The 26,890-nt window shown below is 69.8% G+C and carries 22 protein-coding genes; 11 read left to right on the top strand and 11 right to left on the bottom strand.

All coding sequences use genetic code 11. The features are described from left to right. The first annotated feature begins 52 nt into the window (after positions 1-52). Complete coding sequence (locus ACQ4L4_RS07155) at positions 53-1,522, top strand: NAD(P)-binding domain-containing protein (protein WP_431103535.1); 1,470 nt, start codon at positions 53-55, stop codon at positions 1,520-1,522. A gap of 71 nt (positions 1,523-1,593) precedes the next feature. On the opposite strand, the gene ACQ4L4_RS07150 is transcribed toward ACQ4L4_RS07155, so the two are convergent. After that, a complete protein-coding gene (locus ACQ4L4_RS07150) occupies positions 1,594-3,354 on the bottom strand; it encodes a methyl-accepting chemotaxis protein (RefSeq protein ID WP_431104896.1) in 1,761 nt (586 codons plus the stop codon). 351 nt (positions 3,355-3,705) lie between these two features. Between ACQ4L4_RS07150 and ACQ4L4_RS07145 the strand changes: the two genes are divergently transcribed. Then, positions 3,706-4,488 carry an ABC transporter substrate-binding protein gene (locus ACQ4L4_RS07145; RefSeq protein ID WP_431103534.1) on the top strand — a complete coding sequence of 261 codons (783 nt, stop codon included), beginning with the start codon at positions 3,706-3,708 and terminating at the stop codon, positions 4,486-4,488. 239 nt (positions 4,489-4,727) lie between these two features. Here the strand turns inward: ACQ4L4_RS07145 and ACQ4L4_RS07140 are convergent, their stop codons facing one another. The 4 genes from ACQ4L4_RS07140 to ACQ4L4_RS07125 all read right to left on the bottom strand — a co-directional run bounded on the left by ACQ4L4_RS07140 (position 4,728) and on the right by ACQ4L4_RS07125 (position 13,615). Beyond that, positions 4,728-9,902: a hypothetical protein gene (locus tag ACQ4L4_RS07140; RefSeq protein ID WP_431103533.1), complete on the bottom strand. Its 5,175-nt coding sequence runs from the start codon at positions 9,900-9,902 to the stop codon at positions 4,728-4,730. A 113-nt stretch (positions 9,903-10,015) separates the two neighbouring features. Beyond that, positions 10,016-11,158, bottom strand: coding sequence for a hypothetical protein (locus ACQ4L4_RS07135; RefSeq protein WP_431103532.1), 1,143 nt, complete (start codon positions 11,156-11,158; stop codon positions 10,016-10,018). A 192-nt stretch (positions 11,159-11,350) separates the two neighbouring features. Next, positions 11,351-12,049 carry a hypothetical protein gene (locus ACQ4L4_RS07130; protein WP_431103531.1) on the bottom strand — a complete coding sequence of 233 codons (699 nt, stop codon included), beginning with the start codon at positions 12,047-12,049 and terminating at the stop codon, positions 11,351-11,353. A 9-nt stretch (positions 12,050-12,058) separates the two neighbouring features. After that, complete coding sequence (locus ACQ4L4_RS07125) at positions 12,059-13,615, bottom strand: helix-turn-helix domain-containing protein (protein ID WP_431103530.1); 1,557 nt, start codon at positions 13,613-13,615, stop codon at positions 12,059-12,061. 501 nt (positions 13,616-14,116) lie between these two features. Here ACQ4L4_RS07125 and ACQ4L4_RS07120 point away from each other — a divergent pair. The 9 genes from ACQ4L4_RS07120 (at position 14,117) to ACQ4L4_RS07080 (ending at position 22,457) form a co-directional block, all read left to right on the top strand. Then, positions 14,117-14,863 (top strand): GNAT family N-acetyltransferase, encoded by a 747-nt coding sequence (locus ACQ4L4_RS07120; RefSeq protein ID WP_431103529.1) that lies wholly within the window; start codon positions 14,117-14,119, stop codon positions 14,861-14,863. A 3-nt stretch (positions 14,864-14,866) separates the two neighbouring features. Beyond that, on the top strand, positions 14,867-15,976 hold the full coding sequence (sctU, locus tag ACQ4L4_RS07115) for a type III secretion system export apparatus subunit SctU (protein ID WP_431103528.1): 1,110 nt from the start codon (positions 14,867-14,869) through the stop codon (positions 15,974-15,976). Further along, positions 15,973-18,039 carry a type III secretion system export apparatus subunit SctV gene (gene sctV, locus ACQ4L4_RS07110; RefSeq protein ID WP_431103527.1) on the top strand — a complete coding sequence of 689 codons (2,067 nt, stop codon included), beginning with the start codon at positions 15,973-15,975 and terminating at the stop codon, positions 18,037-18,039. Before sctU ends, sctV begins: the two co-directional genes overlap by 4 nt. A 118-nt stretch (positions 18,040-18,157) precedes the next feature. Then, positions 18,158-18,949 (top strand): type III secretion HpaP family protein, encoded by a 792-nt coding sequence (locus tag ACQ4L4_RS07105; RefSeq protein WP_431103526.1) that lies wholly within the window; start codon positions 18,158-18,160, stop codon positions 18,947-18,949. Next, entirely contained in the window at positions 18,946-20,118 is a 1,173-nt protein-coding gene (locus ACQ4L4_RS07100) for a FliM/FliN family flagellar motor switch protein (protein ID WP_431103525.1), read from the top strand. Before ACQ4L4_RS07105 ends, ACQ4L4_RS07100 begins: the two co-directional genes overlap by 4 nt. Beyond that, entirely contained in the window at positions 20,096-20,764 is a 669-nt protein-coding gene (sctR, locus tag ACQ4L4_RS07095; RefSeq protein ID WP_431103524.1) for a type III secretion system export apparatus subunit SctR, read from the top strand. Before ACQ4L4_RS07100 ends, sctR begins: the two co-directional genes overlap by 23 nt. Before the next feature lie 102 nt (positions 20,765-20,866). Continuing rightward, positions 20,867-21,130, top strand: coding sequence for a type III secretion system export apparatus subunit SctS (gene sctS / locus ACQ4L4_RS07090; RefSeq protein ID WP_088404105.1), 264 nt, complete (start codon positions 20,867-20,869; stop codon positions 21,128-21,130). Continuing rightward, the gene (locus tag ACQ4L4_RS07085; protein ID WP_431103523.1) at positions 21,127-22,005 is read left to right on the top strand and encodes a hypothetical protein; all 879 of its coding nucleotides are present in this window, start codon (positions 21,127-21,129) and stop codon (positions 22,003-22,005) included. Before sctS ends, ACQ4L4_RS07085 begins: the two co-directional genes overlap by 4 nt. Beyond that, entirely contained in the window at positions 22,002-22,457 is a 456-nt protein-coding gene (locus tag ACQ4L4_RS07080) for a CesT family type III secretion system chaperone (RefSeq protein ID WP_431103522.1), read from the top strand. The genes ACQ4L4_RS07085 and ACQ4L4_RS07080 overlap by 4 nt, the downstream gene beginning before the upstream one ends. A gap of 20 nt (positions 22,458-22,477) precedes the next feature. Here the strand turns inward: ACQ4L4_RS07080 and ACQ4L4_RS07075 are convergent, their stop codons facing one another. The 6 genes from ACQ4L4_RS07075 to sctN form a co-directional block, all read right to left on the bottom strand. Then, entirely contained in the window at positions 22,478-22,843 is a 366-nt protein-coding gene (locus tag ACQ4L4_RS07075) for a hypothetical protein (protein ID WP_431103521.1), read from the bottom strand. After that, positions 22,833-22,955, bottom strand: a complete 123-nt coding sequence (locus ACQ4L4_RS07070; protein WP_431103520.1) for a hypothetical protein — start codon at positions 22,953-22,955, stop codon at positions 22,833-22,835. Before ACQ4L4_RS07070 ends, ACQ4L4_RS07075 begins: the two co-directional genes overlap by 11 nt. Before the next feature lie 244 nt (positions 22,956-23,199). Continuing rightward, positions 23,200-23,883 (bottom strand): PEP-CTERM sorting domain-containing protein, encoded by a 684-nt coding sequence (locus ACQ4L4_RS07065; protein ID WP_431103519.1) that lies wholly within the window; start codon positions 23,881-23,883, stop codon positions 23,200-23,202. A 108-nt stretch (positions 23,884-23,991) separates the two neighbouring features. After that, positions 23,992-24,975: a type III secretion system export apparatus subunit SctT gene (gene sctT, locus ACQ4L4_RS07060; RefSeq protein ID WP_431103518.1), complete on the bottom strand. Its 984-nt coding sequence runs from the start codon at positions 24,973-24,975 to the stop codon at positions 23,992-23,994. Next, positions 24,972-25,505, bottom strand: coding sequence for a hypothetical protein (locus tag ACQ4L4_RS07055; protein ID WP_377155137.1), 534 nt, complete (start codon positions 25,503-25,505; stop codon positions 24,972-24,974). The genes sctT and ACQ4L4_RS07055 overlap by 4 nt, the downstream gene beginning before the upstream one ends. Beyond that, the gene (gene sctN, locus ACQ4L4_RS07050; RefSeq protein WP_377155138.1) at positions 25,505-26,854 is read right to left on the bottom strand and encodes a type III secretion system ATPase SctN; all 1,350 of its coding nucleotides are present in this window, start codon (positions 26,852-26,854) and stop codon (positions 25,505-25,507) included. The genes ACQ4L4_RS07055 and sctN overlap by 1 nt, the downstream gene beginning before the upstream one ends. Positions 26,855-26,890 lie beyond the last annotated feature (36 nt).

Here is a 26,890-nt window from a genome sequence, read left to right as displayed (position 1 = left end):
GGCTTGGCCCCATACGCTTCCTGCCGCACCCCGACGCCAAGGACATCAGATCATGTTGCCGAACACGAACATTCCCCTGCGCCAGGCCACGCCAGCTGACTCGGGACTGCCGGTCGCCGTACTTGGCGCGGGCCCCGTCGGTCTGGCGGCTGCAGCGAAGCTCATCGAGCGAGGTCTGCCGTTCGTGCTGCTTGAGGCCGGCAGCCGTGTGGGCAGCAGCCTGGAGGACTACGGCCATGTGCGGCTGTTCTCGCCCTGGCGCTACAACATCGACCATTCGATGGCCGCACTGCTGAAGCCGACCGGCTGGACCGCGCCGCAACCTGACGGCCTGCCATTGGCAAGGGACGTCGTGCGGCAGGTGCTGGCACCGTTCGCGAAGCTGCCACAGATCGCGGCGGCACTGCAGCTCCACACCAGGGTCCTGGCCGTGAGCCGGGAAGGCTTCGACAAGGTCAAGAGCGTCGGCCGCGACCGGGCCCCTTTCGTCATCCGCGCACAGCGGGGTGCCGAGCGCTTCCAGATTCGGGCCCGCGCCGTCATCGACGCTACCGGGACGTGGGGAACGCCCAACCCGCTCGGTGCCGACGGCCTGCCAGCCCTCGGCGAGGCCGAGGCCGCCTCGCGTGTCTTCTATGGCATCCCTGATGTGCTGGGTGCGCATCGCCATCGCTATGAGGCCCGGCGCACGCTGGTGGTCGGCGCGGGGCATTCCGCTGCGAACGCGCTGCTTGCGCTGGCTGAGCTCGCCAAGACCGTGCCGAGCACCAGCCTCGCTTGGGCCGTGCGCTCGCCTGTGCTCACCCGCGTCTTCGGCGGAGGCAATGCTGACGCGCTCCCAGCTCGCGGGCAGCTCGGCGCATCGCTTCGGCGCCTGCGCGACGCCGGGCAGTTGGAGTTCTTCGGCGGTCTGCGCATCACGGAGGTCCGCGAGCAGGACGATGCGGTTACGGTGATCGGGTTGGACGCCGACGGCCGACAGGTCCAGGTGGATGGCGTTGATGAGATCATCTGCGCGACCGGCCAGCGCCCCGACCTGTCGCTGACCAGCGAGCTGCGGGTCAAGCTCGATCCCTGGCTGGAATCGACCGAGGCGCTCGGCCCGCTGATTGACCCGAACGTTCACAGCTGCGGGACGGTTCGACCCCATGGACATCGGGAGCTCGCACATCCAGAACCAGGCTTCTACACGCTGGGGGTGAAGAGCTACGGCCGCGCGCCAACCTTCCTGATGGCGACGGGCTTCGAACAAGCGCGGTCCGTGGTGGCCGCGATTGCAGGCGACGTCGAAGCGGCCGATCGCGTGGAACTCGATCTGCCCGAGACGGGCGTCTGCGGCATCGGCGTGCCGGGCATCGCGGCCGCGGGCGGTGATTGTTGCGGTGAACCGGCCCAGCCGGCGACACAGCAGGCGACACAGCCGGCGGCGCCTGCGACGATCACGCGCGGCGGCTGTGGGCCGAAGTCATGCGGCCCTGCCGCCCAGCCTCCGGTCCCCTCCGCACCGCGCTGCTGCGGCTGAGACAAGGGCCGTTCAGCGGATTGCGGAACGCCGCCCACCTGCACTGAACGCGCGCTCCCGTCCACGCCCTGTCAGAAGTCGCTCCATTCATCGCTGGCGCCTGCCGCCACTGCCGTGCGGCGGGGTGTCGGGGCGTGGTGTGACGCCCCCGACTGCCGGACAGCCTGAGGCAATCGCGCCGGCCCCGAGTGACGATCGATGGCAAGCTGCCCCCTGCGATTCGACTGCTGCGTCGCACGGTCCGCGACCGACGGACGTCCGCCCTTGTCCAGCGAGAAGACCGAGACGGCCTGCACCAGTTGAGAGGCCTGGACGCGCAGGCTCTCCGCGGCCGCGGCGCTCTGCTCGACCAGCGCGGCATTCTGCTGGGTCACCTGGTCCATCTGGGTGACGGCCTGACCCACTTGACCCACACCGGCGCTTTGCTCATGGCTGGCGGAGCTGATCTCGCCCACGATGTCGCTGACCCGTCGGACGGCTCCGACCACCTCTTCCATCGTCTGTCCCGCGCGATCCACCAGGATCGAGCCCTGCTCGACCTCATCGACGCTCGCGGAAATGAGGGTCTTGATCTCCTTCGCCGCCTGCGCGCTGCGCTGGGCGAGATTGCGGACCTCGCTGGCCACCACGGCAAAACCGCGCCCCTGCTCGCCAGCCCGGGCGGCCTCGACGGCCGCATTGAGCGCCAGGATGTTGGTCTGGAACGCGATGCTGTCGATCACCCCGATGATGTCCGAGATCTTGCGGGAGCTCTCGTTGATGCCCTTCATCTTGCTGACGACCTCGCTGACCACCTCGCCCCCCTTGATCGCCACGGTGGACGCCCCCAGCGCCAGCTGGTTGGCCTGGTGCGCGTTGTCCGCGTTGTTGCGCACCGTGGTGCCGAGCTGGTCCATCGTCGCCGCCGTCTGCTGCAGGGCGCTCGCCTGTTCCTCGGTACGCTGGCTGAGATCCGCGTTCCCGGTCGCGATCTCCGACGACCCGTTGGCAATGGAGTCCGACACGTCGCGCACCTGCGCGACGATGGCCGAGAGGCTCGCCTGCATGGCGCCGAGCGAGGCCAGCACACTGCCCGCCGGCGCCACGTCCGCGCCGACGACCGGACTCAGATCGCCCTCGGCGACCTTGCGCGCGGCGATGCTCAGATCGGCCGGTTCGGCGCCAAGGGCGCGCGACAGGCTTCTGACGATGAACAGGCCGGCAAACGCCGCCGCCGCGAAGGCGATGGCACACGCCACCAGCAACAGGTTCCTCTCCATGTCGAACTGCCGCGCGGCCGCCTGAATCATCTGCTCCGCGCGTCGCTCCGTGTACTGGGAATACGCGTTCGTCTCGTTGACCAAGGCGGCCAGGAGAGGACGGCATTCCTCATTCATCTTGAGCACCGCCTGCTCCGTCTGCTTCTTGAGCGCAAGATCCACGATCGCGAGGGCGACCGGTGCGTACTTCTCCTCGATGCGGACCATGCCCTGGACGAGGTCGTGCGCCTTGTCCGACACGCCCTCCGCCGCGCCCATCTGCACCAGCTTGGCCATGTACTCGGTGACGTCCTTGTGAGCCCGCAGGACGTCGTTCTTCTCTGCCTCGAGATCCTCGGGCTTGGTCACCAGCACCAGATTGCGGGCGGCGATGGCACGCCGATCGACGGCGGTGCGCACGTGTTCCGCCACGGCGGCCCGGGCATTGATGCCCTGGACGAAGCTGACGAAGTGCTGGTTCGCGTCATGGAGCGCCTTCAGCGACAACCCGGCCACCAGCAGCATCAGCAGCGCGAGGCCAGTGAATGCCGCGATCAATTGCGTCCGTACGGTCAGATGCCTGCGGCCGACCATCGTTGAATCCGACGTCATTTGTTGCGCTCCTCTTTCGTTTCGATGGGCGCCAGTGTCCGACGCTACACAATGGAAATAAAGCGTTTCAATCACTTTCAATGTGATCAATTCGATACTTTCTCACACCAGAGAGCGCCTGAAGACGGAACCCATATCGCAATCGGGCATCGCACAGGACAAGCGACTGTCCCTCGCTTACGCGAGAATTACGGGGAACCACGGCGGATTCGGGCCGTTTTCAACGCATCCTGTGCGAACCTTCTATCAATCGCCAATGACCACGTCATCCCGGCGGTTGAATGCTAAAACTGAAACCCCTACAGTGCATTCACGGCATGAAGGAGGTGGGGAATGAAGAAGCTCCTGATGGTGATCTCCTGGTGCTTCGCCGCGGCATCGGCCGCGCAGGCCGACTCGACGCTCTCCAAGGTCCGCGAGTCGGGAGAGCTTCGCGTGTGCATCTGGCCGGACTACTACGGCATCACGTTCCGGCATCCGCGCAGTGGGCAACTGGTCGGCATCGACATCGACCTCTCCGCGGAACTGGCCAAGGACCTGTCGGTCAAGCTCCGATACGTGGAGTCGTCCTTCACCGCGCTGATCGACGATGTCACGCAGGGCCGTTGCGACGTGGCGATGTTCGCGGTGGGCATCACGTCTCAGCGCCGCGAGAAGCTGGCGTTCAGTGCGCCCTACCTTCAGAGCGACATCTATGCGATCACCACCCGATCCAACCGCGTCGTCAAGCGGTGGGAAGACATCGATCGACCGGGCGTCGTGGTCGCGGTGCAGGCGGGCACCTTCATGGAACCCGTCATGGCCTCGCGCCTGCGCCACGCCAGCTTGCAGATCGTGCGACCGCCCGCCCGGCGCGAGGCGGAACTTGAATCCGGCCGGGTCGATGTCTTCATGACCGACTATCCGTACAGCAGGCGCCTGCTGGACAACGCCGACTGGATGCGGCTGCTGACGCCGCCGACGCCGTTCCACGTGCTGCCGTACGGGTATGCGGTGAGATTGGGGGACCCGGCCTGGCTGTCACGCATCGACGAGTTCGTCGCGGCGATCAAACGCGATGGCCGACTGGCGTCGGCGGCCCGCCGCCACGGTCTGACGGACATCGTGGTGCGCTGAAGCACGCCGCTGACCTTCACCCCATCGACCCGGTTGACGCGCTCGGTCCGGCTGACTGGGGGACTGCTGGCGCTTGCGGCGTTGCCGGGCATGGCGCTCATCCCCTGGAAGACCAGGTCGAACGCCCTCGAGGTGGCCACCGGCCGGCCCCGCCTGCTGGCTCGCGTGCTGGAAGACCAGGCCACGCGCACCATCGACTCCGCGGCGTCCGACCGGGCCCGGGACCGCGTCCCGCCGCCTCAGAGCCTCACCGGCTGCGCATCGATCGTGATCAGGTCCCGCCCGCCGTGGGCGGTGTTGATCTTCCCGCCCAGCGTGACCTTGCCGCCGCCGAGGAAGCGTTCCGCGAAGCCTTGCGGGCCGGCCTCCTTGTCCTCTGCCGCCTTCGGCGTCGCGCGGAACTCGCCGCTCGCCACCGACGAGTCCCGCGCGCGCTGATTCAACTCGTTGACGAACAGCCGGAACGGCTGCCAGCTCGCCTCCGCCTCGACATGCGCCGCGATCTGCTTCTGCAGGTCCTTGATCTGCGTCGCCGCGCCCTCGTCCACCGGCGCGCCCGGCCGCTGCAGCACGTTGATCCGCTCCAGGCAGGCGTTGATCGTGTCCGCCGCCTCCGGCGTCAGGCACTTGCGTTCGATGAACAGGCGGTTGTTGCCCGGCGGCAGGTTGACCATCTGCTGGAGGAAACCCTTCAGCGCCTCGTCGCCGCCGCGCAGCACGCCGTCCGGGCCGCGCTGGCCCAGCCGCGCCTGCCACTGGCCGCTCTCCTTGTTCACCAGCTTGATGAAGTCGTCCTGCACGGCGTATTCGCGGTGCTTGTACGAGATGTTCGGCTTGACCTTGCCATCCTCCGTGGTGATGCGCACGAAGCCGTTCTTCGCCTGGATCACCAGCTCCGTCTCCACGCCGACCTTGTGCCGCGCAAAGGCGCCGACGTCGGGCTGGTCGTCGCGCTTGATGGTGGGATGCGAGACGCCGAAGCTCGCCGCCGCGCCCACCGAGGTGCGCGAGCCGCTGCCTGCCTGCACCGTCCGCGTCGCGCCGGCCACGTCCTTGGCCTTGCTGCGGGTCGCGACGTGCTTGAGCCCGATGCCGAGCGTGCCGGACGCGCTCCACGACCCGGGCGTGTCGACGAACTTGCCGCCGCCCGCACCGTCCACCCCCAGCGATGCGCTGAACTGATGGGTCTTGCCCTCGTTCCAGCCGAATGAAATGTCCCGGTAGTCGCCGACCTTGTCCACCATCTGCGCCCACATCTCGCCGCCGTTGGCAGGCTTGCGCGGGCCGCCATTCGCGCCGTCCCGGGCAGCGAGCTCGAAGACCGAGTTCACCACCAGTTCGCTCATGCGCTTCCAGCTGCCCTCCGGCGCCCGCATGTGCTGCGTCTGCGCCTCGGTCAGGTCCTTGTGCTCCACGCCCGTCTTGTTGGTGCGGATCATCAGCCCCTTGCTGAACAGGTGCGATCCGCCGAGCCGCGCCATCGCCTGCACCGAGCCGCCCAGGTCCCCCACCTTGGCGCCGATGCGCACGCCGCCGCCCAGCATCTCGCTCACCTTGGTCTCGTTGCCGAGGAAGATCACGCCGGTGTTGGAGGCCACCCCTGCCTTCAGCACCGCCGTGCGAGTGTGATCGACATTGAATTCGCCCACCGGCGTGATGCCGGTGGTCACGTCGGCGATCCCCTTCACGCTGGCCACGCCGTAGCCGAACACGCCGCCGATGCCGTTCTTGCGGCCGTCGCTGTAGTCCGTCATGTCGCCGCCGGCGACGACGGAGTTCATCACCTGCCTCAGGATCTCCGGGCGCTGCGCCGGCTCGTTGTCGAAGCGGGACTGCAGCGCCGCCAGCTCACTGTCCATCGCCGCCTTGCCGCGCAGGATCTTCAGCTTGTCCCGGAGCGCGGCGGTATCCGTGGCCGCCTGTGCGCGCGCCGCCGCCAGCGCCTCGGGCGCAATCGCTGCAGTCCCTGCAGTGGGCGCATTTGAGGGCTCCGCCGGAATTGCCGGATCCGTCGCCGGCGCGCTCAAGTGGCCTTCCTTGATCCATCCGTTCAGCGTGTCGGGCATCAGCCTCTGGCCCGCATGCGCGCCCACCGCCGCGTCGACGATCCCCGGGGTCAGCGCTGGCGCGGCCGGCTGGGGCGCGCCCTGCGCGGAGGGTGCGGACGCCGTGGCAAGTTCCGTGTTGATGCGGGTGGCCGCCGCGCGGATCTCGGCGTCGGTGACGCGCGTGCCCTGCGTCAGATCGATCAAGGGATCGGCCCCCGCCGGCACCTTGGCATTCCAGGCTTCCATCACCGCCAGTCGCATCACCGCGCGGGTACGGTCATCGGCGCCCATGCCCGCGAGGTTCCGGTTCAGGTCCTCCCGCAGCAGCCGGCTGCTCTCGTTCAGGGCGCCCTTGAGCCGCTTGGCGTGTTCGCCCGGCACGGTGCCCAGCTCGGAACCGAGCGGCCCGGCCTGCAACAGCGTCTTCAACGGCGTCTTGTCCTTGCCCACCAGGCGCCGCGCCATGCTGACCATGTTGAATGCGCTGGGCCCGGAGGTCTTGGACTTGCAGGCGAGATCGATGTAGGTGGTGAACTTGTGCAGCCGCTTGGCCATCAGGTGGAAGTCGGTCTTGGCCCCGCTTTCCGTGAAGCCGTTGCGCAGCGCGACGTACGCGGGTTTCATCGCCGGGTTGCGGTCCGGCGTGGTCCGCGCGCGCAGCAGGTTGTCGTCGGCGTAGAGGAAGGCCTGGGCGGGCAGCGTGGACTTGTGCTCCGCATTGGGACCGCGTCCCGGCGGGCGCGGCTTCGTGCCGCTGCCCAGCCGGCTCGGCTCGTTCAAGGCGGCACCGTGCGCGACGATGGCATTGCGGAAGTCCAGCGGCGTCTGATCGCCGCCCACTGCCAGCCCCTGGCTCAGCAACGCCGTCTCGGCGCGCAGGCCCAGCTTGTAGTGCTCCACCGCCTGCTCGGCGTGCTTGCGATCCGCCGTGGCCGTCGCGGCCGCCGCGACGATCGCCTCCGGCGCATCCGGGGCCGGCGTCGGCGGCAGCGGCGGAAGGCTGAGCCCCTGAAGATCCAGCAGGGCCTGCATGCCGCCGGCGGTGGCCGCCAGCGCACGCTTGGCGGCGTTGACCTGCCTGGGCAAGTCCCTGTCGGGCGGCGCCGTCGTCACCTGGGCCAGCGGCGACGCTGTCGCGTCGCGCCGTTCCATGCCCGGCAACTGCGGCCCGCCGCTGCTCCAGAGCGAGTTGTAGATCTGCGCCGCGACGTGCGGGTCGCTGGTCACCGAACGCAGCGTCGTGGCGATGAGCAGGGCCTGCTCGTGCCGCAGCGGGTGTCCATCGGGTCGCCCGGTCGGGTCGGGATTGGGATGTTGCAGCAGCGCCTGTGCCAGCACCGTCGCCACCGGCGTGGATTCGGCGGCATGCGCCGGACCGGCGAACATGCGACCGATCTCGGCGCTGAAATCCTTGGCGCTGCCGAAGGCCGTCGGCGTCTGCGCCGCGCGGTGGGTCCGGATCGACGCCTCCGCGAGGAGGTTCGCCGCCCCGGCGCCCGCCACGCCCGCGTGCTTGTCGACCGCCTTCAGGCCCTTGTCGCTCAAGACCTTCGCGGTCGGCCGCTGCACCGGCGGCAGGCCGTCGTGGAAGCCGGTGGGGGCCGAGCCGCTCCTCGATCCGCTCAGCGGCCCCACGCTGAAGTCGACCTTGAGCGGCGCTGTCCGGTTCTGCAGCGTGGCCAGAGGCTGCCGCCACAGCGTGTCCTTCGCCCGATCGCCGGTCGTGCGCTCGTCCCGCTCCGGGACCGCGGGCGCAGGGAGCAAGACCTGGCACAGGCGATCCACGGCTTGCCCGATCTCACGGTGCGCCTCGTCGGCGGGAGCTTTCAGCGCGTCACGCTTCCCGGCCAGGTCGCTGGCGGCGTCGTCGGTCCTCTTGGCGTGGTCGGCGCGGGTCGTGCGCTGGCGGATTGCCGCGGTCTCTGCCGGCTCCGCGCGCTCCAATGCCGTGCGCTTCGCCTCCAGCGATGCGGTTTCCGCGTCGAGATGCCTCTGCTGGCGATTCAGCTCCTCGCGTTGAGTCTCGACATCGCGCCGGGCGTTCGTCAACTGCTGTTCGGCCCACCTCCTCTGCTGGCGTTGCAGGGCCGTCGGCGGCGGCACGGCCGCGCCTGGGGTGGACGCGGGGGCCAGCGCGTCCCCGGCGTGGCCCACGGCTTGCTCGAGCGGCCCCACGCGTGCCTCGAGGGATCGGAGTTTTCTGTGCGCGGCCTCGCAATGTTCCGTCGCCGTGTCGACCCGGGCCTGCAGCGTGCGCACCTCGTCGCGCAGCGTCGCCGCCGTGCGGGTGTGCTCGGCGGCCGTCGCAGTCGCTTCGGCGAGCTCCCGCTGCGGCTGCAGGGTCGCGGTCGCGGCGGTCAGCGCCTCGTCTGCCGCCTTCTCGTGGCGCTGCAGGGCTGGTTCATGGTGATTGGAGGCGTCGGTCAGCGCTCGTCGGGCATCGACCAACTGCTTGACGGCGGCGTTCGCAGCAGTCAGGCGCTGGTTCGCGGCGGTATGGGCGTCTTTCCCGGCCTGTTCGTTGCCCTCGGCCGCCTTCAGATTGCCCTCGAGCGTGAGGAGGCGCTCTTCGTGGGTCTTCAGCGCTTCTTCCCTCAGGGTCACGGCCTTGTTCAAGGATTCAACCGCCGGAGCTGTCCGTGCCAACCGTTCCCGCGCACCGGCGATCAGCTCGCTGCGGGTTGGCGGTACGGGCTGCGCCTGCCCGCCTGCGGTGGCAGGTTGCGCCCTGGCCGGCGGCGCCGTCTCGGGCAGGCGCTGGGCGGCTTTCAGATCTTCGACTGCCTTTGCGTGGTCCTGGAACTGGACACTGTCATGACGCGCCTGCTTCGCCGCGGCCACCGCGCGCTCCAGCGGCTCGGTGTCGAGCCGCGCGGCCGTCAACTGCTCTCCATGGTGCCTGACCTGTTCATTGAGTCCGGGCAGCGCGTCGCGCGTGTGCTGCTCCGCCGCAGCAGCGGCCTTCTGCTCGGCGTCGCGGACGAGATGCTCCGCGGCAGCCGCGTTCTCCGCGCCGCTGGTGCGCTGCCGGAGGGCCTGGGTCGACTGCTGACGCGTCCTCAATGCTGCACGCGCGGAAGCGTCGCCATCGACGCGCGCAGCCACCTCCTGATGCGCCTGGTGGGCATCGGCGAGCGCATGAGCGATCTCGGGCAGGACCGGCGGCGGTCCGGGGCGCGTCAGGCCGGCCAGCCGCGGGCGCTGGCTCTGCCTGGCGGCCGCGTTGCCGCCGGCGGCGATGGGCAGGATCGGGATGGCTTGGGGCGTCGCGGCGGTCCCCGTGGCGCTGGTCCCGTTGCCGGAGTCGTTGCCGATCGTGTTCGGCGTGGGTTGAGCTGAGCTTCTGCGGGCGAAGAAGTTGACCATCGACCGTCCCCTGATGTGTTTCACAACACTGTGGGGCGCAGTCCGTTCGGGCCATCTCCTCGAGCCGAAGCGTCGATCGACGAAGCGAAGCGCCTCGGGGAGTGGCGCCGCGATCAGGCCCGGGGCAGCAGATCGGTCAGGACCTCGCGCAGCCGGTGGATCGCCCGTTCGATCGTGGCCGCGGCCACGTCGGCCGTCTCGCGCCGGTCGTCGAAGACCCGCGCGCTGATCTCGGCGCGTTGGTCCGCCTTGGCCGCCGCGCCCCGGCGCGCGGCTCGGTTCTGGACGGCCGCGACCTCGGCGCCCTGGTGGCGCATCAGGTCGTTGCGCCGCATCACCACGACGATGTGCTCCGCGTCGACCTCGCCGGCGAGGCGGCGGATCCCCGCCCGCTGCATCGCGATCGCCGCCCCGCAGTCCTGCGCCTGCCACTGCAGCCGCGCGCCGGGCGCGATGGCGGCCACCGCGTCGGCATGCGCCCGGACGCAACGCGCGTGTTGCGCCAGTTGCGCCGTCAACGCGTCGCTGGCCGCGTCGGTGTGGCCGATGTCCTCGACCACCCGCGCCGCGGCGCCGACCGCGCGACGGTGCTCGGACAGCGCCTTCCTCGCATCGTCGAGCGCGATCTCGGCCGCGCCGCCCAGCGCGGCCAGGGCCAGCGAATGCGGGCGGACCGTCCGGTTCATCGCGCCGATCGCGTCGCGCAGCCGCATCTCCGCCGCCCGCGCCGCGTCACGACGCGTCAGCGCGGCCGCCTGCGCTTCCCGGTAGGCGCCGGTCGCCCGCGCCAGCGCGGCGGCATGTTCGGACAGCGCGGGCGAGCGCCGGCGCATCCGTTCCTCGCTGCGCCGCAGGCTCCCGGCGGCGTCATCCAGGGCCTCCTGGGCCTTGTTGCTCACGGCCTGCCGGGCGGCCAGTTCAGTCGCGGCGGCGGCGAGCGCGGCCGTCACCTGCTGCTGGATCGCCAGGATCGCGGCCTCGCAGTCGGCCTGGGCGGCTTCGGCCGCCAGCACCCGATCCATGCGCAGCGGCAGCGCCTGACGGGCGTCGCGCATCGCCTCGATGGCGGCGGCCAGCTCCTTCACGCGTGCCGCCTTGCGGGCCTGCAACGCCTGTGCGGCCTGCCGCGCGCGCAGCCGGGCGCTGACGGCGGGCTGCGGCGTATTGGAAATGACGAAGAGTTCCGCGGCGTCGGTTCCCGCCGCGCCGCCCGGCATCGGCAGCGGCTGCGCACGCCCCTGGTAGACATCGAACATCAACCTTCCTCCTGATACGTTTTCACACCACTGTGGAGGGATTCGCATCGGGAGGTAACCGCGGAACGAAGGGCCCTTCGACGATGCGAAGGGGGTCTCCCGCTTGCGGAAGAGGAAGCAAGAAGAGCATCGATCGAACGCCCTCTCCCGCTTGCGGGAGAGGGCGGGGGTGAGGGCCAGCGGACTCGGCAGTCAACGGGCCTCGCCATTCGGGTGACTGATACGGCCGCTCTCCCCGGCCGCCTCGTCGGACGATCCATGAGGCGCGATGTCCAGCCAGCCCGCCGCGATCATCACGACCAGCGCCGCGACCGCCGCCAGCACCGCGCCCCAGCTCGCGATGCGCATGCGCGGCGATCGGCCGACGCGCTCCGTCGCCTCGGGCCGCACGCCCTCGATGCGCGCCGTGCTGCGCCCCGGCTGGATGCGAGATTCGGGACCGACGACGCGACCGGTGCCATCCGCCGCGTCGACGCTCTGCGCCCACACGTCGTCCTCCGGCGGCGGGCGGCGCGCCGACGACGCGCCGCGACGCACGACCGGCCCCGGCGTTCCGCGCGGCGGCGCCTTGCCCTTGCCGCCCCCGGCCGACGCACGCGCGCTCGCTTTCGCGACGCCGTCCGACCCCGAGTTCGGCGCCGCCGGTGCCAGGTCTGAACCCCGGTCGTGCGAAGCGTCTCCGGCGACGCGTTCCTCCTCGTCATCGAGCAGATGCCGCGTCACCACGCCCATCAACCGGCTGGCCGAGGCCTGGCGACGACCGCTGGCCTCATCGCGCCGGCGTGCCGACGGATCTCCGGGCAGCGGACGGACCTCCTCGGCCGAGGCCGCCGAGGAACTGGCCGACGCCGATGCCGGCCGCGCCGGGAGCCGTGGCGGATCGCCGCGCATGGCGCGTGCTCAGACGCCGTCGACGGAGAACACGCGTCGACCGGCGTCGGCGCTCATCCCCACGCCCGTTCCCGAGCCGCTGCCGGCGACCGCCGCCGCCACGGTGGCCGCGATGGACGGCAGCTCCGCGAAACTCGGCAGGCTCGCCGTGGCGCTCGGGGTCTCGCCGAACTGCTGGCGATAGTTGTGGGCCAGCGTCGAGCGATTGGCCATGCCCCATCGCGCCGCGACCGCCAGCACGCTGTCGCGCCCGGCCATCTGCTGCAGCTCGGTCCGGATGCAGGCCATGCGCAGCTTGCGGATCACCTCCGCCGGCGTCAGGGCGAGGTTGGCGCGGAAGGCCATCTGCAGCGCGCGCTCGGTGACGTCGATCTCCGCGGCGATGCGACGGACCGACAACGCCCGGTCGTGCAAGTGGTCCAGGATGAATTGATAGGCGCGGCGATAACGCGGGGGCAGGCGCAGCTGATCGGCGTCGGCCTGCTCGGCGCGCTCCTGTTGCTCGAGGAAGCGCGAGTACGGCACCCGCGTCAGCTCGAAGCGCAAGCGCGCCAGCGACAGCTGCGCATGCTGGCGATAGCAGCGCAGCGCGTCGGAGTGACGGCCGTTCATCGCATGCAGCTTCGACGCGCAGTAGCGCAGCTCGATCGCATGGCGGTGGTGGAGCTGGCGCGCATCGTCGATGGCCAGCGGACCCAGGATGTCGTAGGCCGTGCGCGCCTGGCCGCGGTCCAGCAGCGCCAGCGCGGCTTCGACGCGGGCGCGCTCTTCCATCGGTGCGAGGCGGCGGTCGCGATACCAGCGCACGCCGTCGAAGAGACCATCCACGCTCTCTCCGCCCTGCCCACCCTGGCCGCCGATCAACGCGGGCTCGGGCGCCACCAGCGCGACCAGGAACTCGAGTCGCGCCACCACGCCCGGCAGCGCCGCCAGCGCGAGCGCCGACGATCGCAACGCCGCGCGCACGTCGCGGTCCCGCGGCAGCTCTGCGCCGGCGAGGTCGTCGTAGTGCCGCAGCGCGCGGCAGACCTGGACCTCCAGCTCGATCGCCGTCAGCAGCGGCATCATCAGCGCGGGCGCGTCCATCGCGTCGGCCAGCGCCATCGCGAAGGCCAGCGTGCGCGCCGCGCGGCGGTGCTCGCCCATGGACTGCATCGCCTGCGCCATGCCGGCCAGCGCCTCGACCCGCAGCGTCGGCGGCGCGTCGTCCGCATCGGCCACCACGTTGAAGGTCTCCGCCGCGCGGCCCGGCTTGTTCAGGTGCAGGAACAGGAAGCCCCGGTCCATCGACGACAACCAACGCACCTGCGCGCGCGGCAGTCCCTCGTACATCTTGAGCTGCTTCTGGAAGAGCTCCTCCGCCTGCTCGTCGCGCCCGGCGGCCAGCAGCGCCTGCCCCAGCACCTGGCCCAGCGCCGCGAGCCGCTCGGGATCGCCGCCTGCCCCACGATCAAGCCGGCCCAGCCCGAGCCGCAAGGCCTCCTGCACATCACCGCGCGCCACCGCGGCGGCGACGTCTCCATCCTGCTCGGCAAGCCTCAGGCTGCCCAAGGTCAGCAACAACATGTGAACTCCCCTTCCATGCGTATCGAGTGCGTTGTCGGATACATCCGGATGCGCCTGAACGTGCATTGATCACGTATTCATCGCGGCCGTATCGCCCGCCGTGTGCGTTTCGGCGTGGGCTCATGCTAGGCAGCCGTCCGCTTCGGCGGCCTCATGTCTTCACGATGAAATCCTCAACAATCCTCAACACGAAGTGATGGGGAGCGGGCGTCACCAGGCTGTCTCACTTCCACCGCCGCCAGCCCTCACCCCGACCCTCTCCCGCAAGCGGGAGATGGAGATGGAGATGGAGTGGAGATCGAGATGGAGAAAGAGGAGCCATCGCTGCGAGAAGCGCCGGTCGGACTCCCTCTCCCGCAACGCGGGAGAGGGTCGGGGTGAGGGCCAGCGGCGGTGGAAGTGAGACAGCCTCTTTTCGCCCCGGCGCAAATCGCTTCGCCCCCTCCTTGCCCGCCGCCTGCGCCCGCAGGGACAGTGCGCCTCAACCCCGAGGAGCCCCCTGTGTCCCTAGCCCTTCCTCTCGCCGAGAAGAACGCCAACGCGATCTCCGAGCTCATCGCGTTGCGGCCCGCCACGACGCAGGACGCCACCTCGGTCGCGGCGATCTACAACGCCTCGCTGCGCACGCAGCCTTATCAGCCCGCCGGCGTGAGCGAGGCCGACGGCGCGCGCTGGGTGGCGGAGGAGCTCGCCAAGGTCAAGGACAAGGACGCGGTGAAGGACGCCAACTACATCGGCCCGATGAGCGTGCCGATGGCCAAGCTGCAGATCGAGCTCCACCAGTTCTACCGACGCCCGATGGTGATCGCGACGCAGCGCGGCGAGACCGTCGGCTGGATGGGATCGCTGGGCCTGCATGACCGGCCCGGCCTGTCGTCGTTGTTCGAGCTGGCCTACTACGTCGCGCCGCGCTGGCGCGGACGCGGCGTCGGCACGCGGCTCATCAAGCACCTGATCACGCAGGCGCCGGTATGGCGCGTGGACCGGCTGCTGGCCATGGTCTGGAGCGACAACGCCGCCAGCCTGTCGGTGCTGCGGCGGGCCGGTTTCAGCGCCTGGGGCGAACTGCCCGGCGCGGTCACCGCCTTCGGCAAGCGGCGCGACATGGTGCTGCTCGGGATGACGCTGGCGGACATCGCGCGCGACTTCGACGACACGCAACCCGCGGAGGCCCTGGACGCACCGGCGGTCGCGGCCGGCGTGCCCGCAGCGGAAGCGGCGAACGCGCCGAACGCCACGGCCCCCTGAGCCATGGGGGAAAAGACCGAACAACCCAGCCAGAAGAAGCTGGACGATGCGAAGAAGAAGGGCCAGTCGCCCAAGAGCCAGGACATCAACGCCGCGGCCGGCCTGCTGGTGATCACCGTCTGCCTGAGCGCCGCCAGCGCCACCGCGCTCAGCCATCTGGAGCGGCTGTTCTCGCTGGCCAGCGGCGTCGGGCTGCAGGCCAAGACGGACAGCGACGTCTTCGCCGTGGCCTACGACATCGCCATCGAGGGCTTGTGGATCGTGCTGCCCTTCGTCGTCGCGGCGATCTTCGTCGGCCTGATCGCGTCCTTCGCGCAGGTCGGCTTCAACATCACCTTCGAGCCGCTCACGCCCAACTTCGACAAGGTCAACCCGGGCTCCGGGCTGAAGAAGCTGATCTCGCTGCGCTCGATCATCGAGTTCGTGAAGACCGTGTTCAAGGCCATCCTGGTCGGCTGCGTGATCGCGATCATCACCATGGGCCTGATCCCGCTGATGGTCGGCGCCGCGACGCAGACGCCCACGGGCGTGGCCACGGTCGCATGGACGGCGATGCTCAAGCTTTTCGTCGCGGCGGTGATCGCGCTGGTCGTGCTGGGTCCTGTCGACTTCGCGCTGCAGCGCTGGCTGTTCATCCGCGACCAGCGCATGGACAAGGACGAGCTCAAGCGCGAATACAAGGAAATGGAAGGCGATCCGATGGTCAAGGGCCAGCGCAAGCGCCTGGCCTTCGAGATGGCCAACAGCGATCCGAAGAAGACGGTGCCCAACGCGACCGTCGTCGTCACCAACCCGACGCACTACGCGGTCGCGCTGCGCTACCAGCCCGGCGTGACGCCGCTGCCGCTGATCGTCGCCAAGGGCGCGGACGCGCAGGCGATGGAGATCCGCCGCATCGCGGAAGCCTCGGGCGTGCCCATCGTCGGCGATCCGCCGCTGGCACGCGCGCTGTTCAAGATGCCGGTCAACGAGACGGTGCCCGAGGCGCTCTTCGAGGCCGTGGCCACGGTGCTGCGCTGGGTGGCGATGCTCGACGGCGTCGGCGCGAAGAGCGGTGGCGGTAGCGGTGGCGGTGGTGGCAGCGGCGGCAAACCAGGCGGGAGCACGACATGAGCAAGGCACTGGGTGACAAGAGCACCCTCGGCAACGACCTCGCGATGAGCTTCCTGGTGGTGGCGATCGTCGGCCTGATGATCCTGCCGCTGCCCACGGTGGCCATCGACACGCTGCTGGCGGTCAACCTGGCGGTGAGCGTGCTGCTGCTGATGACCTCGCTGTTCATCCCGAACGCGGTGGCGCTGTCCTCGTTCCCGTCGCTGCTGCTGTTCACGACGCTGTTCCGCCTGTCGCTGAACATCGCGTCGACCAAGTCCATCCTGCTGCACGCCGACGCCGGTCACCTGATCGAGAGCTTCGGCGAGCTGGTCGTCGGCGGCAACCTGGTCGTGGGCATCGTGGTGTTCATCATCATCACGGTGGTGCAGTTCATCGTGATCTCCAAGGGCTCGGAGCGCGTGGCCGAGGTCGGCGCGCGTTTCACGCTGGACGCGATGCCGGGCAAGCAGATGAGCATCGACGCCGACCTGCGCGCGGGCCTGCTCACCGGCGACGAGGCGCGCCGCAAGCGCGCGCTGCTCGGCATGGAGAGCCAGATGCACGGCGGCATGGACGGCGCGATGAAGTTCGTCAAGGGCGACGCCATCGCGGGCCTGATCATCACGCTGGTCAACATCCTGGCGGGCATCGTCGTCGGGATCATGTACCACGGCATGACGGCGGGCGAGGCGGCCAACCGCTTCGCGGTGCTGTCGATCGGCGACGCGATGGTGTCGCAGATCCCGTCGCTGTTCATCTGCGTGGCCGCCGGCGTGCTGATCACCCGCGTGGCCGACGAGCACCAGAAGAAGCCGCGCTCGCTGGGCCAGGAGATCGTCGCGCAGATGACCGCCAACGTGCGGGCGATGTACCTCGCGGCGGGGCTGACGGTGGCCTTCGCGGCGGTGCCGGGTTTCCCGGCGCTGCAGTTCCTGGCGCTGGGCATCGGCCTGGCGCTCGCCGGGCGCTACCTGGCGCGCCAGCGCAAGAGCGGCGAGGCGCAGAGCGTCTCCGCCCCGATCGCCGCGCTGCAGCGCGAGGGCGCCAAGGGCGACGCGCCGTCGATCATGCAGGAGGCGCCGCACTTCTCGCGGCCGCTGGCCGTGCGCATGTCGCCGGCGCTGGCCGCGCTGCTGCTGCCGCACATGCTGGACCAGGCGATGGAGCGCGAGCGGCTGCAGCTGCAGGCCATGCTGGGCGTGCCCTTCCCCGGCGTGTGCATGTGGGTCGAACCGACCTTGGAGGACCTGCGCTTCGAGGTGCTGATCAACGACGTGCCGGTGCGGCACGTCGAGCTGCCGGGCCGCCTGCTGCTGGTGCCCGCGGCGCTGGCGGGCGAGCCGTGGGCCGCGTCCGCGGCGACGCACGGAGCCCTGCTCGATCAAGCGCAATCGCAGTGGCTGCCGCCCGCGCAGGTGCCCGACGCGGAGCGCGCGAAGTGCCTGGACATCGAGCAGGTGATGGCGCGCCAGGTGATGCTGCTGCTGCGCCGCAACGCCCACCAGTTCATGGGCGTGCAGGAGATCCAGTGGATCGTCGACAAGGCCACGGCGGACTACCCGGGCCTGGTCGCCGAGGTGCAGAAGATCCTGCCGGTGCAGCGCATCGCCGAGGTGATGCGGCGGCTGCTCGAGGAGCAGGTGCCGATCCGCAACGTGCGCACGATCTTCGAGAGCCTGATCACCTGGGGCCCGAAGGAGAAGGACATGCTGCTGCTGACCGAGTACGTGCGCGGCGACCTCGGGCGCTACCTCGCGTTCGAGGCCAGCGGCGGACGCAACTACGTGTCGGCGATCCTGCTGGACGCGGGCGTCGAGCAGGCGATCCGCCAGTGCATCAAGGCGACGCCCACCGGCAACTACCTGGCGATGCCGCCGGAGAGCGCCGCGGCGATCACCGAGAAGGTGCTGCGCATCGCGGGCGAGACGCCCGAGGCGGGCGTGGCGGTGATCACGTCGATGGACATCCGGCGCTACGTCAAGAAGATCATCGAGTCGCGCCTGGAGGGACTGCGCGTCTACTCGTACCAGGAGCTGGGCAACCAGGTCGAGCTGCGGCCGCTGGGCCGCGTGGCGGCCTGAGTGTGGCGGCCGGCGCGCGACGTGATGGTCATGGTCGTCAGACCACGGCGCGGACTCCCATGAGCCCGTCGCCAGGGCGCGCCTCGTTTTGGGGGCGCTTGCCATGGGGTCGCTTGCCATGAACGACGAAGAGATCCGTCGCATCCGACGCCTCGTGGTCGCGGATCCGCAGATCCCGACCTTGCCGCTTGCGGTTGATTCGCGCCAGGCGGAGCGCTTCCACCGTGCGCTCGGTGCGGTGCGGCGCGCGACGTCCACGACTGATGCCGCGCCCGAGTCGCCGGCGCCAGCGCCACCGCCGCCTTCGGAGCATGCGGCGGCGCCTCGGCACGAGGCGACGCACGCATCGGCCCTGGCAGTCGCCGTGCCGTCGCGCGAGCGCTCGGACCGCGCTGAACGCCACGACAGGAAAGAGTCCGGCTCGCCGTCCCGGAAGAAGGACGCGTCGCGCAACGACGCTGCCCTCCTCGTCGACGGCCATCGTCCGCGACCGCCCGTGATCCCCGCGGCGGAGACCGGCGCGCGCGAGGCCGGCGAAGCGCAGGAGGCCGAAGCCGAGCAGGACGCCGCGCTCGACCTGACCGTCACCGCGCCGACCATGCCCATCCCGCACGTGGCATGGACGCCGCTGCCCGAGGGCTGGGAGCGCGAACTCGCCGACACGGTCGCGACCTTGTGCCGCAGCAGCGAGCCCAACTTCCACAGCTGGACCATCCAGGTGCCGGTCGACGCCGAGACCCTGCCCCACACCGAGCTTCGTCTCACGTTTTCGCCTCACCAACTGACGCTTCGCTTCAGCACGCAATCGACGCGCTCGCTCGCCCTAATTTCGGCCCACCAGTCGCAGCTGCGCGCCTTGCTGGTCCGCGCGCTGCCCGGCGACCGGCACATCGAGATCGACATCACATGAACCGGCCGACCTCCTTCGCATCGATGCCTCCTGCGAGCGCCGCCACCACTGGCGTCGCTGGCGATGCCGCCTTGGCGGACTCGACGACGCTGGCCGGCCGCCTGCCCGCGATGAGTGCCGCCGACGCCGCGCTGTCCCGAATGGCACACGATGCGCGCTTCGTCGACTGGCTGCGTGCCACGCTCCAGCATGCGGGCATCGGCATCACGCGACAGCGCGAGGCGATGCCATGGCGCCTCACCGTCGAGTCGGCGCAGGGCCGTTTCCAGCTCGGGCTGGACGCGGCGGATTCGCCCGCGTTGGAGCTCGCCTGCGCCCACCAGCCGCGCGACACGGCCTGCGCGGTCGTGACGCTGCTGCTGGCCGGCTGGGCCGAGGCCTTCGCGCCGATGCTCGGAACGCTGCGCGTCGTGGACATCGCGCCGCTGGCGGACGTGATCCCCGAGCCGGCCGCCCACGCCGACGCCGTCGCCGAGCCGCATTCCTCAACGCACGGCGTGGCGCTCGAGGCGCCGCGCCGCGTGCCGATCGTTCTCGGCGGCGCCATGCCCGTCGCCCTGCTGGATGCCGATCCCGCCGTGCTGGAGCGCGTCATCGCGACCGTCGCCGCCTCCGGCACCGACCTGACCCCGCTCGCGCAACTCCCGTTGCGGCCGGTGATCCGCCTCTTCGCGCGGACCTTCCCGCTGCGGGTGCTGCGCGGACTGCGTCCGGGCGACACCGTCCTCGCCGGCGGCCAACCCGCGGTGCTGCGCTGCGGCGTGGGCCGCGCGCTGCGCGCTTCCCTTCACATCGATCCCCAGGAGTTCACCGTGCACCTTGCCGAGCCGCCCGCCCTCACCGACGACCCGGCCGCCCACGAGGCCGGGCACATGGCCGCACAGATGTCCGGAGAAAGCACGGAAGCGCCGCAATCCGCCGGCTCGCTCGACGAGCTGCAGCTGCCGGTGGCCTTCGAGCTGGACACCGCGCGCGTCAGCCTCGCCGAGCTGGCCAGCATGCAGCCGGGCTATGCCGTCGAGCTCGACGTGCCGCTGCGCGAGGCCACGGTGCGCCTGGTCTGCCACGGCCGCACGCTGGGCCAGGGGCAGCTGATCGCCATCGGCGACCACCTCGGCGTGCGCATCACCCGGCTGGAGTTCGCGCATGACGCCGCTGCAGCACGCTGATCCGGTCGCGCTCTTCCTGGTGCTGCTGGCGCTGGCGGCGCTGCCGTTCGCGGCGATGGTGGTCACCTCGTACACCAAGATCTCGATCGTGCTGGGCCTGCTGCGCAATGCGATCGGCGTGCAGCAGGTGCCGCCGAACATGGTGCTCAACGGCGTGGCGATCATCATCTCCTGCTACATCATGGCGCCGGTCTTCATCGAGGCGACCAAGGGCATGAGCGCCGCTTCCGCCGCCAATCCGGCCGGCGGCTCCAGCACGCAGACGCTGATGGAGGCGGCCGATTCGGCGCGCGAGCCCTTCCGCAAGTTCCTCGACAAACACGCCGAGGAGCGCGAGAAGCAGTTCTTCCTGAAGTCCGCCGCGATCATCTGGCCGGCCGACAAGGCCGCGACGCTGAAGAAGGACGACCTGATCGTGCTGGCGCCGGCCTTCCTGCTGAGCGAGCTGACGGCGGCCTTCCGCATCGGCTTCCTGCTCTACCTGGCCTTCATCGTGATCGACATCGTCATCGCCAACGTGCTGCTGGCGATGGGGCTGTCGCAGGTGACGCCGAGCAACGTCGCCATCCCGTTCAAGCTGCTGCTGTTCGTCACGCTGGACGGCTGGTCGCGGCTGGTGCACGGGCTGGTGCTGACTTATCGATGAGCGACCGATGAGCACGCTGAACACGATGAGCACGATGAAGACGCCGCCGACGCGCCAGACGCGCCAGACGCGCGCGACATGCGGGCGTGAGGAGGACCACCCATGAACTACGACGTGGTGGTGCAGCTGACGTCCGAGGCGCTGATGATGTGCGTGCTGCTGTCGCTGCCGGCGGTGGTGGTGTCGGCGCTGATCGGGCTGATCGTGTCGTTCTTCCAGGCGATCACGTCGCTGCAGGATTCGAGCATCTCGCAGGGCATCAAGCTGCTGGCGGTGACGGGCGTGGTCGTGGTGACGGCGCCGTGGGCGGGCTCGACGCTGATGAAGTTCAGCGAGAACCTCTTCACGGCGGTGTTCCAGAAATGAAGCTCGACCGCGCGCGCCAGGGCGCCGAGGCCCAGCAGGCGCGGGAAGCACAGGAGGCCGCGGGCAAGGGCCAGGCGCGCGGCAGCGGCTCGTCCGGGTATGCGGGCGGGATGCACAAGGGGAACGCGTACCGGCACGCGCCGCGGGCACAGGTGCCGGCGCGACGCAACACCGGGCCGGCGCCCAAGCCGCGACCCCGGCCGCCATCCACCGGCGCGCAGGGGGCGCACCCCGAGGACGAGCATCCGCAGATGCCGATGGACGATCCGCGGCAGATGGCTGCGGGCGGCGCGGGCGCGAACACGATGCGACCGGTGCAGGGTGCCGGCGGCAAGCAGCAGAAGCCGGATGCGGGGGAGCGTCAGGAGCAGGGATCGCTGAGCTCGCCGCCGCGCACGCGCATGCCGCCCCCACCCCCCGAGGTCCGCGAAGGCGCGGCCCTGCGCCGCAGCGCGCTGCCGGCGGCGGTGATGCTGCGATCGATGCCGACACCGGAGGGCAAGCCCCCGACGGTGCTGCTCGATGCCTTGGCGTCGCTGTACTTCAAAGGCGGCGGCGCCGGCACCGCGGTCGGCGCGATGCGGCTCGCGGCGATGACCGCAGTGGCCCGACATCTGCCGGCGGACGCGACGCCGTCGCTGTCCGTCGTCAAGGCGGCGGCGGTGGCCTGGTGCGCGGCCAACGGTCCGCCGCCGTCGGCGACCGAGGCTCAGCAGAACGCCAACCTGCTGTTCCCGCTGAACGGCCTGCGCGCCCTCTTCCGCCCGCTCGACGCGCTGCGCGACGGCGTCGAGGCGCGCAGCAGTCAACTGCAACGGGCGCTCACGCCGCTCCCCGCCGCCGAAGCCGCCCGCACGAAGGACTCTCAGTCATGAACGTCGAGCACTACCAGCAGCTCATCGTCGGCCTGTGCGAAGCCGTCGGACTGCCCGACGCCGAGGCCGCGCTCACACGCAGCGCGATCGAGGTCGAGGGCTTCGAAGTGCTGCTCGGCTACTACGACAACGACCCCGAGGCGATGTACCTGAACTTCACCTTCGGCAGCGTGACGTCGGGGCGCAGCCTGCGTGTCTATCGCTTGATGCTGGAGGCCAACCTGAGCCTGTATGCGCAGGACCAGGCGCAGCTCGGCCTGGACGCCGATTCAGGCGTGGTGCTGCTGGTGGTGCGGGTGCCGATGCTCGACGGCGTCGATGGGCCCTACCTCGCGGACACCATCAACCATTACATCGAGCACGGCCGGTACTGGCGGGAAAACATCCTGCTGGCGGAGGATGAGATGTTCGAGAGCTTGTCGTTGGGGGAGTACACGTGGATGAGGGCGTGAGGTCCCTCATCTACTGAACCTCACTGCGCTGCCGGGGCCGCGTCCTCATCCACTTGATCGACCGGACTCAACCGATATCCAGCGCGCCGCAGATCTGAAAGAAGGCCCTCACATTGCTGCGCGGTTTGACCAGCTTGCAGTCGACGCAACGCATCGGGCAACTGCTCCAGGAAGATCCCGAGGTCGCACGACTCGTCGACCGGCCAGCGTTGCTGACCAAAGCCGGACACACGGAACTCGCTCCGAGTGTCGAGCGCGCGGCAAATGTCCATCAGGATCGAGCGGACGTCATCCTCTTCGGCTCGGTAGTTGCGAACCGTGAAGCGAACCGTGAAGCGCAGCGGCGCAATCAGGTGGAGCTCGATGCGCCTGTCGTCATGGCTCACCAAGCACGGCCTTCCTGATCTTCAAGACCAGTTCCTCCGGTCCGTCCATGGAAAGCCCGATGTAGGTCTCCGACTCCACCGTCAACACCTCACCATCGACGATGAAGCTCATGGACTCGAGCTCCTGAGAGCCAGCGATTCCGCGAGTCTCTGTCGCTTCCTTGCGAGCTCCGAATTGGCGCAGCACATCGCCGAGCTTCAGGCGAAGCGCGCCATCGAACTCGTCGCCAAGGAAGTGGGTGGCCAAAGGAAAGCGGGGGCATCAGGGCGAGTCGATTCTCTGTGCGCTCGCGCACATGCCCACCACGGGAGTTCCCTTGGTGGGCATCCGAAGACAACCAGAAAGCGGATGAGCGCTATCGCCGCGGCGCAGACCGCCGCCGCGCCACCAACGCCAGCAGCCCCACCCCCGCCATCATCAACCCATACGTCGCGGGCTCCGGCACGACCGCCAGCGTCCAGACGCCGCGCGATCCGCTCAGTTGACCGGTGGAGTTGGTGAAGGTCTCGTAGAAGCCATAGAGCTGCTCCTGCGAATCGGTGCTCCCAAGCCCCAGATAGTCATGCCGTCCGGTGGGCAGGATGTAGCGCCGTGACATGGACAGGTCCCAGTCGGTCGGCAACGCGAACATGCCGATGGCCCCGATCGTCAGCGATGCCTCCATCTCCCGCTGCACCGGGCACTGGTCGCAGTACGGCACGAAGGGATAGACCAGTGTCTCGCTGTAGCGCGAGCCGTTGTCGTTGACGTTCAGCGTCATGGTGAAGCGCGACACGTCCTCCAGCGTGTCCCCCGCCGCCAGCAGGCGCGTGACAGGCATGTAGATGTCGGCATTCAGCACCACGTCCATGAACCGGTACTGGTCAGGATCCCCGGGATTGGCGCGCACGTTCTCCACGCGCATCTGGAAGACATTGCTGACGTAGTGATAGCGGAGTTCTTCCGCAGCGGCAGGCGATGCGCCTATCGACAGCATCGCTGCGAGCGCCAGCGCACACAGCAGGCGACAACGGGAAAGGAACGATGACAGTGCGTTCATGACGACTCCCTGTGAGACTGATCGTCGGCCGCATCGCGGTCGCGGCAGGAAGCCTAAGCGGGCTGTCGACGCCTTTCCATCCGTGAAGCCGGGATCAGGGGCGCATGATCAAGGCGGGAACGCCAACGTGCGATCCGGTTCCGACGCCGACGCTGCCGATGCCGATGCCGATGCCGATGCCGATGCCGCCGGCAGCGTCGCACCCGTGGAGGCGGCGGTGGCAGGTCGTGCGGCCGCCGGTGCCGAACCCGCTTCCGGCGCCGCCTTCGCCACCTCGGCCGCCCTCGCCCACTTCGCCATCTCCGCCGACAGGTTCTGCATCGACAGCGCCGGCCGGACCTGCTCGAAGAACACCGCCACCAGCAGCGACAACAGCGCGATCGCGACCGCCCCCTTCACCGGCTGCGCCAGGTTGTTGGGCTCGAGCTTCTCCGCCGTCTTCGACAGGATGCCGAAGCCCAGGTCGATCAGCATCAGCACCAGCAGCGCCGGCGCGGCGATCTTGATCATCAGCTCCAGGTAGTGCCCCGTCTGCACACGGACGAAGTCCTCCAGGATCGTCCCCCATGCCGGCGACAGGCTGCCGATCGGCCACCAGTGGAAGGAGTCGAACAGGATGCCCGTCAGCATCAGCATCCCGCCCAGCAGGTAGAAACCGCTGATCGCCAGTTGCGACAGCAGGTTGCCGATCGGCGTGCTCTGCTCGCCGCTGAGCGGGTTGGTCTGCTGGACGTTGTTGTAGCCGGCCTGGTTGTCGATCAACACCCCCACGCCCTCCGCCACCCAGAACACCGTCGACGCGGCGAAGCCGAGCACCACGCCGATCAGCGCCTCCTTCGCGATCGTGGCCACCAGCTGGACCATGTCCATGCCGTGCACCAGCCCCGCCGGCTGGCCCCACGCGATGAACAGCGCCAGGCAGATGCACACGCCGTTGCGGATCGGCCCCTGCAGCACCTGGTCCGTCGTCGCCGGCAGCACCAGGAAGACCGCGTAGACGCGCAGCAGGCACACCGCCAGCAGCATCACGCCGTCCTGCAGCGTCGTGCCGAAGCCGATCACGCCGGCGAAGGTGTTGAACATCTCGTTCATGCGCCGGCCTCCGCCGCCACCGCCCTGGCCGCCGCTTCGGTCGCGCGCCGCTGTGCAACGCGGCGCGCGACCGCGGCCTCCTCGCTCTCTTCGTCCTGCGTGTCCTCGGCCTCCTGGTCGATCTCGACGAGCCGCTTGCGCCGGCGTTCCTCGAGCTGCTCGATCTGCTGCTCGGCGCGCTGCAACGCCTGCTTCGCGGCCAGCACGCGAGCCTCGGCCTGCGCCACCTGCGCGACAGCCGTCCGCACGCCCTCCTCGGCCTGGCGGACCAGATCCTGCAAACCCTCGCGGACATAGGTCAGCGTCACCGCGTCCTGCGGGCTGAACGATGCCGAGGTGGCCAGCGCCTCGATCTGCGCCGCGCAGGCCTCCTCATCGGCGACGCAGCCCTCGTGGCGCGCCTGCGCCGCCTGCTGCGCCGCCACCGCGGCGTCACGCTGCGCGGACTCGGCCTTGACCTGCTGCTCCATCGGTTCGAGCCGACGGCGCTTGGCCCACAGCAGCAGCTTGAGCGAACGCAGGTCTTTCATCAACCGTTCACCAGCGCCTGCAGCTCGGCCACGGTCTGCTCGATCGGCCGCAGGTCCGAGGTCGCCTGGTTGAGGAACTCGCGGATCGCGCCGTGCTTGCGCACCGCCTCGTCGGCGAACGGGTCGTTGCCGGGCTTGTACTCGCCCATCTGGATCAGCAGCTCCATCTCGTCGTACTTCGCCATCAGCTTGCGCAGCCCGCCGTTGGCGGCCTGATGGTCCTTGGGCACGATCTGCGACATCACCCGGCTCAGGCTGCCCAGCACGTCGATCGCCGGGTACTGGTTGCGCGCCGCGATCTTGCGCGACAGGATCAGGTGGCCGTCCAGGATGCCGCGCACCTCCTCGGCGATCGGGTCGCTGCCGCTGTCGTCCTCGGCCAGCACCGTGTAGAGCGCGGTGATCGAGCCCTTCGCGCCCATGCCCGTGCGCTCCAGCAGGCGCGGGATCTCCGCGAAGACCGACGGCGGATAACCGCGCCGCGCCGGCGACTCGCCCGCCGCCAGGCCGATCTCGCGCTGCGCGCGGGCGAAGCGGGTCAGCGAGTCCATCATCAGCAGCACCCGCAGCCCGCGGTCGCGGAAGTACTCGGCGATCGCCGTGGCGACGTGCGCCGCCTTCGCGCGCTCGATCGAGGAGCGGTCCGAGGTCGCGCACACCACCACCGAGCGCGCCATCCCCTCCTTGCCCATGATGATCTCGATGAACTCGCGCACCTCGCGGCCGCGCTCGCCGATCAGCGCGATGACGCTGATGTCGCACTGCGTGCCGCGGGCGAGCATGCCCATCAAGGTGCTCTTGCCGACGCCCGCCGGCGCGAAGATGCCCATGCGCTGACCCTCGCCCAGCGTGATCATCCCGTCGATGATCTTCACGCCGGTCGGCAGCGGATGCTCGATCATTTCCCGGTCCATCGGACTGGGCGGCATCGCGAAGACCGGCCGGCGCTCCTCGCAGACGATCGCCGGTCCGCCGTCCACCGGCTGGCCGAGGCTGTCGACCACGCGCCCCAGCAGCGCGTCGCCGACGGCGATGCTCTGGATCTCGCCTAGCCCGACGACCTGCGTCTGACCCGCCGCCACCCCGAGGATCGAGCCGAACGGCGACAGGATGGTCTGGCCGTTGGAGAAGCCGATCACCTCCGCCACCTGCAGCAGCCCGCCGTTGGCGTCGAGCAGGTGGCACATCTCGCCGAGCTTGGCCGACAGGCCGCTCGCGCGCACCAGCGTGCCGATCACCTCCACGACCTTGCCGGTGCGGTTCAGCGTCTCGGCGCCGGCGAGCTCGAGCTCCATCCAGCGACCAAGCTCATCCAGGTTCATCGAGGCGAGGCGGTCAGGAGCGTTCATCGCAAGGGACAGTCTCTAGGGGAAGCACTGGGGATG

The sequence above is a fragment of the Roseateles noduli genome, from assembly GCF_050626985.1.
Classification (GTDB): Bacteria; Pseudomonadota; Gammaproteobacteria; order Burkholderiales; family Burkholderiaceae_C; genus Roseateles; species Roseateles noduli_A.
Note: the sequence above shows the minus strand (reverse complement) of the source record. Positions and strands in the feature narration are given on the sequence as shown.